This window comes from Ensifer adhaerens (assembly GCF_020035535.1).
GTDB lineage: Bacteria > Pseudomonadota > Alphaproteobacteria > Rhizobiales > Rhizobiaceae > Ensifer.
In genome coordinates this window covers 3,223,272-3,236,926 of sequence record NZ_CP083349.1, presented here as the reverse complement: position 1 = coordinate 3,236,926, position 13,655 = coordinate 3,223,272, and the positions used below count along the sequence as shown (strand labels likewise).

The window sequence follows — 13,655 nt, the reverse complement described above, 5'->3', positions numbered from 1 at the left end:
ATGGCTGTTGCTTGCAAAGCCGTTGACGCAGGTTCATTCTTGCCGAGCCACATGCCTCGGCTGGTCCAGCATCTGCCAAGCCAATCGGGGCTCGTTCGAAGGTTCGTCGTCGATGAACTGCCACGAGTGCGGTTGCGAGATCCAAGACGGGTTCGCGTTTTGTCCGAACTGCGGCACCAAGCAGCATGGCCCATGCCCCGGTTGCGGCGCACTTTGCCCGCCACACTTCTCGTTTTGCCCCACCTGCGGTACCCGGCTCGGGGCTCCAGCTTCCATCAAGCCGACGGCTTCGCGACCGACGGTAGCCGAAACGTCTCAGGTAAGATCGGGTGGCGAGGGGCCGTTGCCGGAGCAGGAGGCGGGTGCCGACCGCCGCACGGCCACCATTCTCTTTGCCGACCTTTGCGGCTTTACCGGTCTCGGCGAGCAGGTGGATCCGGAAGTCCTCAGGGCTTTCCAGAACGAGCTCTTTGAAGAACTGACCGAAGCAGTCGGGGCCTACGGTGGTTACGTCGACAAATTCATCGGCGACGCCTTGCTTGCTCTCTTCGGCGCGCCGGTGGCGCACGAAGACGATACCGAGAGGGCGCTTCGGGCCGCGCTCGACATGGCCGGCCGGGCAAGGCGAGTCGGCGAACGCTGGCAGCCGCGGATCGGCGAGCCGCTGAACCTTCATATCGGGCTCAACACCGGGACAGTCGTGGCGGGGCATCTGGGTGCTGGCGACGGCAAGGCCTATTCGGTGACCGGTGACGCGGTCAACACGGCGCAGCGGCTGCAGTCGCTGGCAGGGCCTGGGGAGATCCTCGTCGGGCCGGTGACCTATCGGCTGACCTGCCACGCCTTTGCCTATGAGGCGCTTGGTGCGATGACGCTGCGCGGCAAGGCAGGCAGCGTCGAAGTCTTCAGGCTGACGCAGTCTCTGGAGGCGCCGCGCACGGCAAGGGGTCTTGAGGCTCTGGGTCTGGGCGCGCCGCTGATCGGGCGTGAGGCGGAGATGAAGCGCCTCATTGATTGCCTCGAGCTTGCCTGCGGCGGGACGGCGCAACTCGTGCGCCTGACCGGAGAGGCAGGGCTCGGAAAGTCCCGGCTGGCCAACGAATTCGTTGAACGCGTAAACGGGGATCCGCGCTTTTCGAACGTCGTCGTTCGCCGCGCCGGCAGTTCTTCGCTCGGAGAGCCGTCCTATGGCGTTCTTGCGGCGGTGTTGCGCGGTGCCTACGGGATTTCGATGAGCGACAGCCTGCAGCGGACGACTGAGCTGCTCGCCGTCGGGCTCGCCGAGATCGGCTTTGCGCAAGACAAGCTCGAACAGCTCGTGCCGTTGTTCCTGAAGATCCTGGGCATGGATGCCCAGGACGAACTGTTGCGCCATGTGGAGCCGGAACAGATGCGCCGGCAGCTTTTTGCAGCAGTACGGGCGATATTTGAACGGCGCCTGTCGCGGGCGCCCTTGCTGCTCGTGATCGAGGACTTGCACTGGGCCGATGCTGCCTCGCTCGAGGCCATTTCCTTCGTGCTCGACCGGACGGAGGGCAGCCCGTTGATGCTGCTGACCACGCAGCGCCCGGATGCCGATGCCGATCGGTTAAGGCCCGGCCGTACGAGCTTGACCGCGCTGCGGCTCGCACCGCTTTCAGAAACCGACAGGCGACTGCTGCTTGCAGCATTCTTCGGTGAGGAGGGGCTGCCTCAGGCGCTGATCGAACGTATTTTGGTGCGGGCTGGGGGCAATCCGCTTTTCATAGAGGAAATCGTGCGCGGCCTGATCGACGTTGCCGCCGTGCAGAAGGTGGGCGCGGTCTGGCGGGTGGTGGATCGCGAGGCGGCCGCCGATATTCCGGTGACCATCGAGGCGATGCTGCTTGGCCGCGTCGATCGGCTGCCGCCGGCTGCCCGCCGCATGCTGCACCACGCTGCGATGATCGGGCCGCGCTTCGATGTGGATCTGCTGCAGGCTCTGTCGGGGCGGGCGCCCGTGGATGCGGTTCTTGATCTGCTCTGCGACACGGAGATCATCGAGGAAACCAGAGACGGCGGCGGACTGCAGGGCGCACAGACCTATCGCTTTACCCAAACGCTCTTGCAGGAGGTGGTCTACAACAATCTGCTGCTCAGCCGGCGCACGGAGGGGCATGCTTTGATCGGCAAGGTGCTGGAGCGCCGGTTCGGCGCGGATACCGATAGGCTCGAGGAGATGGCGCTGCTCGGCCACCATTTCGGCCTCTCCGAACAGAAGGCCAAAGGCGCACATTATCTGATCGCGGCCGGAGACCGGGCGCGGGCGCTCTATGCCAATGATGATGCCATCCGGCTCTATGAACAGGCCATGGCGGCACTGGCGGCCACAGGCGAACAGGGGCCCGAATGGCTGGCCGTGCGCGAATACGTCGCCGACCTTCTGGGGCCGGCCGGTCAGCGGGAAGCGGCGGTTCAGCACTATGGCGCACTGCTGGAGATTTACTGCGTCAGGGAAGACCGTGTCGCCTTGGCACGGATCCGGCGCAAGTTCGGTCATCATCTCTGGGAAACCGGCCGGCGCGATGAGGCTCTGGCTTCTTTCGCGGCAGCCTCCATGCTGCTCGACGGCGTGAGCGCGCCGATTGAAGGGGCGCATCTCTCACAGGAGTGCGGCCATCTCGCTTTCCGCATGGGCGACTATGCAGGCGCCCTTAAGGCAGCGGACGACGCCCTGGATCGCATCGAAGCCTATGCGCCGGATAGCCCGGAGACTGAACGGGAGGCGATGCGGGTCACGGCCGAAGCGCTGAATACCAAGGGCGTGACGCTTGCCCGCCTTGGCCGTAGCGCAGAAGCGATCGGTATCGTCGAGCAAAGCGTCGCGGTGGCGGAAGGCGCGAACCTGCTGAACGCCGCCTGCCGCGGCTACACCAATCTGGCCGTTTTCTACGCGGTCACCGATCCGAAACGCGCGATTGAGGTTTGTCAGTGCGGTTTTGACATGGCGAGGCGTATTGGTGACCTCGGTTTTCAGGCACGCCTGCTCGCCAACCTCGCCGTCGCCTATTGCACCTTCACCGATCGTTGCGCGCCGGACGGTATGCCGGCAGCGGAGCGCGCGATTGCGATCGACCGGGAACTCGACCAGCGCGACCATCTGCCAGTGTCGCTGCTGGTTCTCGGCCAGATCCATCAATGTCATGGCCGATCAGATGTTGCTCGCGGCCTCTATCAGGAGGCGCTCGATCTTTGCGGAGAAACGCAAGAGGCGCAGCTCCTGTTTCCGTGTTATGATGGTTTGGCGACGCTCTGCCTGGACGCCGGCGATCTCGATGCAGCGGAAAGGTACTTCGCTTCGGCGCGAGACATATGTGCGCAACATGGCCTTGATCCCGAAGCGTTGATGATCTTGCCGTTTCTCGACTGACATTCCGATCGTCGCCCTGGGGCGCGGCGTCCGCGTTTTTAATTGCTGCACACAGCTTGCCGGAGAGAAAACGACTGCCTTGCCATAAGGCGTACCAGGGGTATTCCGGCCGGGATAAGGAGACGAAACATGGTTGAGCCGCTGAGTGGACGGCCATTGCAGCCGGGTGACCGGGCGCCGAATGTGGTGCTCGACGCAATCACGCAGGAAGGTCAGATCGCCCTTGACGATTTTCGTGGCCGCAAACCGGTCCTGGTTGGCCTGTTCCGCGGACTGCATTGTCCGTTTTGCAGGCGGCAGATCGCGGCCATGGCGCAACTCGACGGCGCCTTGCGGGAGAAGGGCATCGAGAGCCTGACGGTCGTCAATACGCCGATCGATCGGGCGCGCCTCTATTTCCGCTATCATCCCGTGCCGAACTTGATGGCCGCCGCCGATCCGGAAAGGGTCTCGCATCGGGCATTCGGGCTCCCCAACCTCGAATTTACCGAGGACGAGGACGCCTGGCCGTACAAGGTCGCCCAGAAGACGATCATGGCGATGAAGGTGGACCTGCCGGGCGAATTGCCGGCACCGATGGATCCGATTGCAGCCATGGCCTATCTCGATAAGGTGGAGGACTACCAGATCACCGAGGCTGACGAACGGATGATGGCGACAGGGACCGGGCAACTCATCGGGGAGTTCCTGCTCGATCGGGACGGCGTCGTGCGCTGGAGCTTTACCGAAGTGCCGGGCGGCGGCCAGAATCTGTTTGGCGTCCCGCGGCGCGAGGAACTGATGTCCGTTGCCTCAGCGATGGTGCACTAGGACCTCAATCTTGGACGATTGGCCGTCGGCTGTTTCGGCGGTGATCCTGGAACGAGACCCCGTCGATCCGGCGATCGACGGGGTTCGTCGTTGCGGCAAGCTTGTTATTGAAGCGATGCAGTTGCGCATCGGGCCTAGCCGAGCGCGGCGATCGCCTCATCGATCAGCGCGACAATTTCCTTGGCATGTGAGGCAAGCGAGGCGTGGCTGGCGTCGAGCGTGATGATCTTCTTCGCCTTGATGCGTTCGGCCATCCACTGTTCGGTTTCCGGCGGGATCATGTTGTCGTGGCGCGAGACCTGGTACCAGCTCGGCTTCGTTTTCCAGGCCGGCGGCCCGGCCTTGTCCTCGAAGCAACGCCCGGCAATCGGCTTCTGTGCCACTGCCATGACCAGCGCATCGGTTTCGTTCAGGTCCTGGCCGAAGCTCTGGCGGAAGGTGTCTTGCGCCAACCAGAGGAAACCGTCCTTGTCGGGCCGGATGCTGGCGGCACCGGAGGGTGGATCGCGCCTTGCGAAAATGCTGCCGAGGCTGTCGCCCTCATCGGGTGCGAAGGCCGCGACATAGACGAGGCCGACGACATTGGATGCGTGGCCCGCACCGCTGATCACCGCGCCGCCGTAGGAGTGGCCGACGAGCAGCGTTGGGCCGTCGAGCGATTCGACGAGCTTGCGGGTACGTTCCACATCGTCGGCCAGCGACGTCAGCGGGTTCTGTACCGCGGCGATCCTGTAGCCCTTGGCGTGGAGCGGCGGGATCACGTGGCGCCAATGCGATGCATCACCCCAGGCGCCGTGTACGAGCAGGATGTTCTTGACTGCCGGCATGTCCGTTCCTTTCCCATTCAGAGAAGCTGCGGCCGGCGTCGCCGTCGCGCATCGAGCGTGAGATGCGTTGCCGCCCGTTGGTTTACGGATGTAATGGTCTGCAGGTACGTTCAGATTGCGAATGCAAGCTAGGGCGCGAAACCGGGCTCTTCCATGACGGAAACATTAAACTTCGTACAGGCGTGCGCGGGGGAGGAGCCATCGACCGGCGCATGATGGGCCGAACGAAAAAGGGCCTCTCGATTTCTCGAAAGGCCCTTTGAATTCGAATGGTGGGCGTGACAAGGATCGAACTTGTGACCCCTACGATGTCAACGTAGTGCTCTCCCGCTGAGCTACACGCCCATCCGATGTGGCGCATAGACCACAAAAGCCGTTGCCGCGTCAATAGGGTTTTCGAAGGTTTTTTGACAGAAATTCTGCGGAGGTGTTTTTCTTCCCCTGGGCCGGGTTTGCATGCCGTTCCCGGCGCCCTGCATTTCCTGGATTTCTGCTAAGGCATTGAAACGAAAAGACCGCCGGAGATCCCTTGTGGATCGCGGCGGTCGAACGGAATTCCTATTCATTTCAGTCGCGACAGGTCGCGCCTGTGGAAAACTGTCGTGGTTCAGGCGGCGGCCAGCATCTTGTTGACCTCGTCGACGAGGTCGCGGAGGTGGAAAGGCTTGGAAAGAACCTTGGCATCCTTCGGCGCCTTGGAATCCGGGTTGAGCGCCACGGCGGCAAAGCCGGTGATGAACATGACCTTGAGGTCCGGATCGAGTTCGGTCGCGCGGCGCGCCAGTTCGATGCCGTCCATCTCGGGCATGACGATGTCGGTCAACAGCAGCGAAAAGGGCTCCTCACGAAGCCTGTCATAGGCGCTGGCGCCGTTGTCGTAGGACATGACCTTGTAGCCGGCCTTTTCGAGCGCCTTCACCAGGAATCGGCGCATATCGTTGTCGTCTTCGGCAAGAAGGATTTTCGCAGTCATGAATTGGGCCGTGCTTCTCTTTATTCAGTTATTGCGCGTAGATTGCGGCGTTTTATCCAAACCCCAACGCGGTAAATATCTCGTGAACGCGGGACGTCAATTCCCCGGGAGCTGTGATTGGTCACTATGGACACAGAGCGGACCAACTGGCAACATGATGACAATTGTAAGAACCGCATATGGTAAAAAAGGGTTCAGATGGGGGAAATTGCGGAGAGGGAACTGTTCGAGGTCCTGGAACCTCCGATCCAGCGCATTCCCTTTGTGTTCAATTCACCGCATAGCGGCCGGTCCTATCCCCAGAGCTTCCTCGATCAATCGCGGCTCGACGCCGTTTCGATTCGCAGGTCGGAAGACCACTATGTCGACGAGCTGTTTCAGAACGCGACCTTCCTTGGCGCACCGATGCTGCTGGCGCATTTCCCGCGCGCCTTCCTCGACGTCAACCGCGAGCCGTATGAACTCGACCCGCGCATGTTCGACGGGCCGCTGCCCCCGCACGCCAACATCAGTTCGATGCGCGTCGCCGGTGGTCTCGGGACGATCCCGCGGCTGGTCGCCGAAAACATGGAGATCTATCGCGGACGCTTCCCGGTAGAGGATGCGCTGACGCGGATCGAGACGATCTACAAGCCCTACCACGCTACGCTGCGCAAACTGATCGCCCGCACGCATGTGCAGTTCGGTCTGTCGGTGCTGATCGATTGCCATTCGATGCCCGGAAACGTGCATTTGCCCGGCAGTGCCCAGCGCCCCGACTTCATCATCGGCGACCGTTACGGCACCAGTGCTGCGGGTGAACTGTCGCGCGCCGCCGTCGATCTCCTGCAGCAGCTCGGCTACAGCGTCGTGCGCAACAAGCCCTATGCAGGCGGGTTCATCACCGAGCATTACGGACGGCCGACGCGCGGACTGCATGCGCTCCAGATCGAAATCAACCGGGGGCTCTATGTCGATGAGGCGACGCTGGTGCGAAAGCCCGGTTTCGGCGCGCTGGTCGCAGATCTCACGACCTTCGTCGCGTCGCTTTCCCGCCATGTCGAAGACTACGGCGCCTACCTCCCGCTGGCGGCCGAGTAGCCTTCCCCAAAAACCGGGAAGAACCGGCAAAGCATGACGGCATCTAGCAAGGTGCTGGAGACGCTTGGTATTTTTTGTCGGGGAGGTTCAAAAAAAACCGCGCCAACGGCGCGGTCAAGTCTAGGGAGGAAACACCCAAGGAGGGTATTTACAGTCACAGGTGACTGTAGGGAAACAATAATATTGCACTGCACAAATGTCAAGTTTGCCGGTGAAAACTTTTGCGTCGCGTCAAAAGTTTTTCAGCCGAAAATGGCAAATCAACCGATTGAATTCACTAAAGCCGCCTTGGTGCGGTGCGAGACGCTCCTGCCCTAGCGCCGACGACGCCCGCAGATGGCCGTGCTCGGTCGTTTGCCTTTCGGTGATTTTCGTCTATGCAGGACGTACCTTCCTTCATGTTTCCCTGAGAGAGAGCCATGTTGCCTGACCGCGCCTTCTTCGATCGTCTTGCCGAAGCTGCCAAGGCAGAGACCCTGCCGCGATTTCGGATCGGTACCAGCGTGGTCAACAAGCTCGAAGGCGGCTTCGATCCTGTAACGGAGGCCGACCAGTCGGCGGAAGCGGCGATCCGCGCGCTGATCGAGACGCATTTTCCGGAACATGGCATCCTCGGCGAAGAACATGGCAATGTCGGGCTCGACCGCGAATATGTCTGGGTCATCGACCCAATCGACGGTACCCGCGCCTTCATCTCGGGCTTGCCGGTCTGGGGCACGCTGATCGGTCTCTATCGCAACGGCGAGGCGGTCATGGGCCTGATGGACCAGCCCTTCACCGGCGAGCGCTACTTCGCCGACGGCGCGAAGTCGCTCTACCGCGGACCGGGTGGCGAGCAGGTGCTTTCGACGCGCGCCTGCAAATCGCTGTCCGACGCGGTGCTCTTCACCACCTCGCCGCACCTCTATACCGGCGCGTTCAAGACCCGCTACGAGGCGTTGCAGAGCAAGGTCCGGCTCTTCCGCTATGGCTGCGATTGCTACGCCTTCGCGCTTCTGGCCTCCGGCCATGTCGATCTGGTGATCGAATGCGGATTGAAGCCCTATGACGTCGGCGGGCTCATCCCGCTCATCGAGCAGGCCGGCGGCATCATCACCAACTGGCAGGGCGGGCCGGCGGAAATGGGCGGCGAAGTCATCGCTGCGGGCAACGCCGAACTGCATGCGCAGGCGCTGGAAATCCTGAAGGGCTGATGCCATTCCGCTCCGGCGCTGACACCGAAGTGAACAGCAAAATCAAATGATTAGCCAAAGTGCTCGCCTGGTTCAGGCGGCCGTGGTTTCGCGCTCGTCACCCTCTTCGGGAATGACGAAGGCAAGGATCGCGGCCATCGCCTGGGCGCGATAACGATCCGCCTCGTGAAGCAGTTCGTGGCGGGCGCCATCGATCGGGATCATCTGGGCGGCGCGGAAATTGCGCGCCAGCCACTCGACGGCGATATGGGGCACCAGGCGGTCGGCCGTCGGCGCCAGGATGATCGTCGGCAAGGTGATGCGCGTCAGGTGTTCGCGGCGAATGATGCGCCGCATGGCGCGGAACGCCTCGCTCAGCCAGCGCGCGGTCGGGGGCCCAAGCCTCAGTTCCGGGTGGGTGTCGGTCAGCGCGATGTTGCGCTGGTAGCGGCGGCGGTCGGCCGTCAGCACGTTGTTTTCGAACGGGCGGTTGCCCTTGTCGGGGTGCGCCGGCAGCGTGCCGAGGCCGATGCAGCGCATGAGCGTCGCAACCGCCGCGATGCTGCGCTCGCCGAGCGCCTGGCCGCCGAGGCCGACGAAGGGCGCCAGAACCACCAGTCGGTCGATGCGGCTTGCGAGCATCGGTGCCAGCGACAGGGCAACGAGCGCGCCCATGGAATGAGCGACGATCGAGAAGGGCAGGCGCGTATCAGGCAGCACGATTTGTTCGAGGAAGGTGCTGAGGTCGCGTTCATAGTCGGAGAAGTGGTCGACATAGCCGCGGCCGGGGTGGGGCAGCAGCCGCTCCGAGCCCGCCTGACCGCGCCAGTCGAAGGTTGCGACCCAGAGGCCGGCGGCCGTGAGCTCGGCGATCGTCTCGAAATATTTCTCGATCGATTCGTTGCGTCCCTGCAGCAGGACGACGGTGCCGCGCGCGACCGGCTGCTTCGTCTTGAAGATCGCATAGCGGATCTTGCGACCGCCGACACCGTCGAAAAAGCCCGCGACATGATTGTCCGGGATCGGATTGTCCGGTGTCGCGTGGAGGATCGAGGTCATAAGGTCGTGGCCGGACTTGAACGCGCGTTGAACGATAGCATCAAGGGATAGGCGGCAGGGTCTTCGCCGTCAAAGAAAAAAGCCGGAAACGGTGGGTGAAATCCGAACGATCACCGTTTCCGGCTGCTGAAGAGGAAGGGACTTATCACTTCAGCCTGGGAGTTGCCGCCCAGAGCTTTTTTCTAGTCCCTTGAGGCTGAACGGAAACCGAAGCGGGCATTCATGTCGGGTTCACGGGAAAAATCGTGGGCGTTCGCGTCTTGAAGTCGTGAATTCGCCTCCCCAAATCAGGGTCACGGGCGCCGAAGACGGGTCCGTTCACCGGTCCTGCCACTGCCAGAATGGGGTGGCCGACCAGACATCGCAAACGTTGCTCCAAGGAGGACACAATGCGTCACTTCGATTTCTCTCCCCTTTACCGCTCCACCGTTGGTTTCGATCGCCTGTTCACCATGCTCGACAGCCTCGGCCAGCCGGGTGAAGCCCAGACTTATCCGCCCTACAACATCGAACGCACCGGCGAAAACGCCTATCGCATCACCATGGCCGTTGCCGGCTTTGACGAGAGCGAGCTTTCGATCGAGGCCCGTGAGCACACGTTGACGGTCAAGGGCGAAAAGGCCGAGGAAAAGGGCGAAGAAAGCCAGTTTCTCCATCGCGGCATTGCCAAGCGCGCCTTCGAGCGCCGCTTCCAGCTTGCCGATCACGTGGAGATCAAGTCCGCTTCGCTGAAGAACGGCTTGCTGCACATCGACCTCACCCGCGAGATCCCGGAAGCAGCCAAGCCGCGCCGGATCGAGATTTCGTCCGTCGCCTCGCAGGCAAAGCAGATCGAGGCTCAGACCCTCTAACCCGCCGCAGCCAGAAACAATCTCCCAAGACAGAGCGGCGTCCCCAAGGGGGCGCCGCTTTTTCTGTCTTCGTATCAGGGCGTGGCCGGCGCAGGCACTGCGGAGGTCTGCTTCTTGGCGGCATAGCGCTGTGCGATGACGGCACAGGCCATCAGCTGGATCTGGTGGAACAGCATGACCGGCAGCACGATCGCACCGATGTTCTGCCCGGCGAAGATGGCACTAGCCATCGGCACGCCGCTCGCCAGGCTCTTCTTCGAGCCGCAGAAGGTGATGGCGATCTCGTCCGCCTTGTCGAAGCCGAGCAGGCGGCTGCCGAACATGGTGACGGCAAGGACAAGCGCCAGCATGATGATCTCGATGACGACGAGGATGCCGAGATCGGTCAGCGAGTAGGTTTGCCAGAGGCCTGAAGTCACCGCCTGACTGAAGGCGAGATAGACGACCATCAGGATCGAGCCGCGATCGACGGGCGCAAGCAGCCCCTTGCGTGCCCGGAACCAGCTGCCGATCCAGGGTTGCAGCAGTTGTCCGATGACGAAGGGTGCGAGCAGTTGCAACAGGATCTGCTCCAGCGCATCGAGCGTCACGCCGCCATGGCCACCGGCGGAAAAAAGCAGCCCGACGAGCAACGGCGTCAGGAACATGCCGAAGATATTGGAAGCCGACGCCGAGCAGATCGCTGCCGGTACGTTGCCCCCGGCCATCGAAGTGAAGGCGATGGACGACTGCACCGTCGAGGGCAGCACGCAGAGAAACAGGATGCCGGTGTAAAGCGTCGACGGCAGGATCGAGGACGGGACGAAGCCGACCGCAAGACCAATCAGCGGGAAGAGCGCGAAGGTCGAGGCGAGGATCGTCAGATGCAGTCGCCAGTGCAGCACGCCGGCAATCACCACGTCGCGCGACAGGCGCGCGCCATGCAGGAAGAAGACCATGCCGACGGCAACCTTGGTCGCCATGCCGAACCAGACTGTGGCCTCACCATGGATCGGCAGAACGGATGCCAACAGCACCGTCGCCAGAAGCAGGATAGTGAAGGTATCGGGAAGGTAGCGGCGCATGTCTTTCGTCACTTTCTCGGCATCAAGGCTCTTGCCGAAAAAGTTCATTGTGAAGCAGGATGCAAGGAATAACAGTTATCACGAATTGAGATGGATCATGCTGGATCTCGTGCAATTGCGCAGCTTCGTCGCCCTTGAGCAGATGGGCAGCTTCACGCTCGCGGCGGAAAAACTGTCGCTCGGGCAATCGACCGTCAGCCAGCATATTCAACGGCTTGAGGCCTCGCTCGGGCGAACCCTGGTCGCGCGCGATACGCACCGCGTGGCGCTGACGGCGGATGGGCTGGCGCTGCTTGCCCATGCCCGCTCGATGCTGGCGATCGACGGCGAGGTGCGTGCGCTCTTCGCAGAAAGCAGCCTCCGGGGGCGCTTGCGTCTCGGGGTTTCCGAGGATTTCGTCATGAGCCGGCTGCCGGCGGTGCTGGAAGACTTCGTGCGCGCGCATCCGTCCGTCGATCTCGAGCTCACGGTGGCACTAAGCGGCGTGCTCTATCAGATGCAGGACAATGGCGAGATCGATCTCGTGCTTGCCAAGCGGCGGCTCGGTGACCTCAGGGGCGAGCTCGTCTATCGCGAGCCGTTGGTCTGGCTCGCCCGCGACCCGGAACGGATCCGCCGTGACAAGGTGCTGCCGCTGATCGCCTTTCCGCCGCCGAGCATCACCCGCAGCGTCGCGCTCGAAGTGCTCGACCGGCACCGCCTGCCGTGGCGCATCGTCTGCACCTGCGGCAGCCTCAGCGGGCTGACGGCCGCCGCGCGCGCCGGCATGGGCGTGCTCGTGCAGCCGCGCAGCATGGTACCGCCCGGGTTGAAGGAGATACCGGCCGGTGCCTTGCCGCCGCTCGAAGACGTGGAGTTCGTGCTGGTGCCGAGCAAGGGCGCCGACCGAAAGCTGAGTGCTGCACTTTCGGCCGAGATCCTCTCCAATGTGAAGACGCTGCAGGGGCAGGCTTGATGCCGGGGAATCATCCCGCTCGGACGGCAGGATGATTCAATCGGAGTAACGTTCGTCGTTTTCCGGAGTTGGCTCAGCAGCCGGCGACGAACCGCTGGACGTCTTCGGCCTTCGTCGCGAAGCTCGTGACGAGACGATAAAGGCCTTCGTTCTCCGCGAGGCTGCCATCGAGGTCATGCGGCACGGGCCAGTCGTAGAAGACGGCGCCATCCTGCCTAAGCTTCGTGGCCACGTCTTTCCTGATGACGGCGAAGACCTCGTTGGCATCCGCCTGCCAGGCGAGCCGGCTCGTCTTGGAGGCTGCAATGCCCTCGGCAAGGCGCGCAGCCATCGCGTTGGAATGGCGGGCGAGGTTCAACCAGAGATCGCCGGCGAAGTAGGCATCGAACTGGGCCGAGACGAAGCGCGACTTGGAGAAGAGCTGCGCCGAGCGCTTGCGCAGGAAATGCATCTCGTGCGCCTTCGAGAGATCGAAGAGCACCAGCGCTTCGGCGCACCAGCAGCCATTCTTGGTGCCGCCGAAGGAGAGGAGATCGACGCCGCGCTTCCAGGTCATTTCGGCCGGTGTTGCGCCAAGGCCGACCAGCGCATTGGCGAAGCGGGCGCCGTCCATATGCACCGGCAACTTGTGCGCCTTGGCGACGGCCGCGATCGCGTCGATTTCCGCGAGCGAATAGACCGTGCCGCTTTCCGTCGCCTGCGTCAGTGATACGGCTGCCGGCTGGCCGCCATGGACGTTGTCCAACGGATAGCGCCTGATTTCGGCCTCGAGCCGTGCCGCTTCCATCTTGCCGCGCGGCCCGTCGACAGGCTTCAGCCTGGCGCCGTGCGAGAAGAATTCCGGCGCGCCGCATTCGTCGGCAATGACATGCGCTTCGCGATGGCAGAAGGTGATGCCACCCGCCCGGTTGGCGCTCGCAAGCGCCAGCGAATTGGCGGCGGTTCCGGTGCCGACGAAGAAGACGGCGACGTCTCTTTCGAAAATCTCGGCGAACTTCTTCTCCACCTTCCGGTCGAGATCGCTCGTGCCATAGGCCGACGCGTATCCGCCTGCGTGCGCCATCAGGCTTTCGGCAATCGCGGGATGGGCGCCAGCCCAGTTGTCAGACGAAAAAATCATCACTTTCCACCCTGTACTACAGTCTTTTCGACGGATTTCGCCGACCTTAGCCGAGTTCTCGGCCGGATCAATCACGGTCAGCGTCCGAAAGGCCAACAGGAGACCAGTTTGAAACCAAAAGGAAGAAAACGACGAAACGCCGTAATTAAATTATAAAAGCCGGAAATTTCCGGCAATGTTCGGCAAAATCTCCTCTATTATTTGCTGATATGCCTCTTGCGGTGGGGGGGAGTTTCTGGCATAGAGCACATGAAATAGGACAGGTTTGCTGTCCTATTTCGGTCTAGGGACCGGAACAATCGCCGCAAGTGCCTAAAAAAATGGCACCCGGCGTGCGAAGCGGGGGGATTGGCCGG

General features: G+C 62.4%; 11 protein-coding genes and 1 tRNA gene. 6 read left to right on the top strand and 6 right to left on the bottom strand.

Annotated features, from left to right (window positions below):
- Positions 1–112 precede the first annotated feature (112 nt).
- Positions 113–3,388: an adenylate/guanylate cyclase domain-containing protein gene (locus tag LAC81_RS15915; protein ID WP_223725576.1), complete on the top strand. Its 3,276-nt coding sequence runs from the start codon at positions 113–115 to the stop codon at positions 3,386–3,388.
- Between the two features lie 129 nt (positions 3,389–3,517).
- A complete protein-coding gene (locus LAC81_RS15910; protein WP_113541184.1) occupies positions 3,518–4,198 on the top strand; it encodes a peroxiredoxin-like family protein in 681 nt (226 codons plus the stop codon).
- Between the two features lie 134 nt (positions 4,199–4,332).
- Here the strand turns inward: LAC81_RS15910 and LAC81_RS15905 are convergent, their stop codons facing one another.
- The 3 genes from LAC81_RS15905 to cpdR1 form a co-directional block, all read right to left on the bottom strand.
- The gene (locus tag LAC81_RS15905; protein ID WP_223725575.1) at positions 4,333–5,025 is read right to left on the bottom strand and encodes an alpha/beta fold hydrolase; all 693 of its coding nucleotides are present in this window, start codon (positions 5,023–5,025) and stop codon (positions 4,333–4,335) included.
- A 270-nt stretch (positions 5,026–5,295) separates the two neighbouring features.
- Positions 5,296–5,370: transfer RNA gene (locus LAC81_RS15900), tRNA-Val, on the bottom strand.
- Positions 5,371–5,632: 262 nt separating this feature from the next.
- Complete coding sequence (gene cpdR1, locus LAC81_RS15895; protein ID WP_034786813.1) at positions 5,633–5,998, bottom strand: response regulator CpdR1; 366 nt, start codon at positions 5,996–5,998, stop codon at positions 5,633–5,635.
- Between the two features lie 198 nt (positions 5,999–6,196).
- On the opposite strand from cpdR1, the gene LAC81_RS15890 reads away from it, so the two are divergent.
- Both LAC81_RS15890 and hisN read left to right on the top strand, forming a co-directional pair.
- Positions 6,197–7,078, top strand: a complete 882-nt coding sequence (locus LAC81_RS15890) for an N-formylglutamate amidohydrolase (RefSeq protein WP_113541186.1) — start codon at positions 6,197–6,199, stop codon at positions 7,076–7,078.
- Between the two features lie 419 nt (positions 7,079–7,497).
- On the top strand, positions 7,498–8,271 hold the full coding sequence (hisN, locus tag LAC81_RS15885) for a histidinol-phosphatase (RefSeq protein ID WP_223725574.1): 774 nt from the start codon (positions 7,498–7,500) through the stop codon (positions 8,269–8,271).
- Between the two features lie 72 nt (positions 8,272–8,343).
- Here hisN and LAC81_RS15880 read toward each other — a convergent pair whose 3' ends face one another.
- Entirely contained in the window at positions 8,344–9,309 is a 966-nt protein-coding gene (locus LAC81_RS15880; RefSeq protein ID WP_223725573.1) for an alpha/beta fold hydrolase, read from the bottom strand.
- Between the two features lie 389 nt (positions 9,310–9,698).
- Here LAC81_RS15880 and LAC81_RS15875 point away from each other — a divergent pair, with 389 nt between their 5' ends.
- Entirely contained in the window at positions 9,699–10,160 is a 462-nt protein-coding gene (locus LAC81_RS15875; RefSeq protein WP_223725572.1) for an Hsp20 family protein, read from the top strand.
- Positions 10,161–10,234: 74 nt separating this feature from the next.
- Here the strand turns inward: LAC81_RS15875 and LAC81_RS15870 are convergent, their stop codons facing one another.
- Positions 10,235–11,224, bottom strand: coding sequence for a bile acid:sodium symporter family protein (locus tag LAC81_RS15870; RefSeq protein ID WP_223727839.1), 990 nt, complete (start codon positions 11,222–11,224; stop codon positions 10,235–10,237).
- A 97-nt stretch (positions 11,225–11,321) separates the two neighbouring features.
- Between LAC81_RS15870 and LAC81_RS15865 the strand changes: the two genes are divergently transcribed.
- Entirely contained in the window at positions 11,322–12,179 is an 858-nt protein-coding gene (locus LAC81_RS15865) for a LysR substrate-binding domain-containing protein (protein WP_223725571.1), read from the top strand.
- 73 nt (positions 12,180–12,252) lie between these two features.
- Here the strand turns inward: LAC81_RS15865 and LAC81_RS15860 are convergent, their stop codons facing one another.
- Entirely contained in the window at positions 12,253–13,299 is a 1,047-nt protein-coding gene (locus tag LAC81_RS15860; RefSeq protein WP_223725570.1) for a threonine aldolase family protein, read from the bottom strand.
- Between the last annotated feature and the right edge of the window lie 356 nt (positions 13,300–13,655).

Coding starts and splice junctions, on each gene's coding strand:
- LAC81_RS15915 (WP_223725576.1), top strand. CDS start 113: ATGAACTGCCACGAGTGCGGTTGCGAGATCCAAGACGGGTTCGCGTTT.
- LAC81_RS15910 (WP_113541184.1), top strand. CDS start 3,518: ATGGTTGAGCCGCTGAGTGGACGGCCATTGCAGCCGGGTGACCGGGCG.
- LAC81_RS15905 (WP_223725575.1), bottom strand. CDS start 5,025: ATGCCGGCAGTCAAGAACATCCTGCTCGTACACGGCGCCTGGGGTGAT.
- cpdR1 (WP_034786813.1), bottom strand. CDS start 5,998: ATGACTGCGAAAATCCTTCTTGCCGAAGACGACAACGATATGCGCCGA.
- LAC81_RS15890 (WP_113541186.1), top strand. CDS start 6,197: ATGGGGGAAATTGCGGAGAGGGAACTGTTCGAGGTCCTGGAACCTCCG.
- hisN (WP_223725574.1), top strand. CDS start 7,498: ATGTTGCCTGACCGCGCCTTCTTCGATCGTCTTGCCGAAGCTGCCAAG.
- LAC81_RS15880 (WP_223725573.1), bottom strand. CDS start 9,309: ATGACCTCGATCCTCCACGCGACACCGGACAATCCGATCCCGGACAAT.
- LAC81_RS15875 (WP_223725572.1), top strand. CDS start 9,699: ATGCGTCACTTCGATTTCTCTCCCCTTTACCGCTCCACCGTTGGTTTC.
- LAC81_RS15870 (WP_223727839.1), bottom strand. CDS start 11,224: ATGCGCCGCTACCTTCCCGATACCTTCACTATCCTGCTTCTGGCGACG.
- LAC81_RS15865 (WP_223725571.1), top strand. CDS start 11,322: ATGCTGGATCTCGTGCAATTGCGCAGCTTCGTCGCCCTTGAGCAGATG.
- LAC81_RS15860 (WP_223725570.1), bottom strand. CDS start 13,299: ATGATTTTTTCGTCTGACAACTGGGCTGGCGCCCATCCCGCGATTGCC.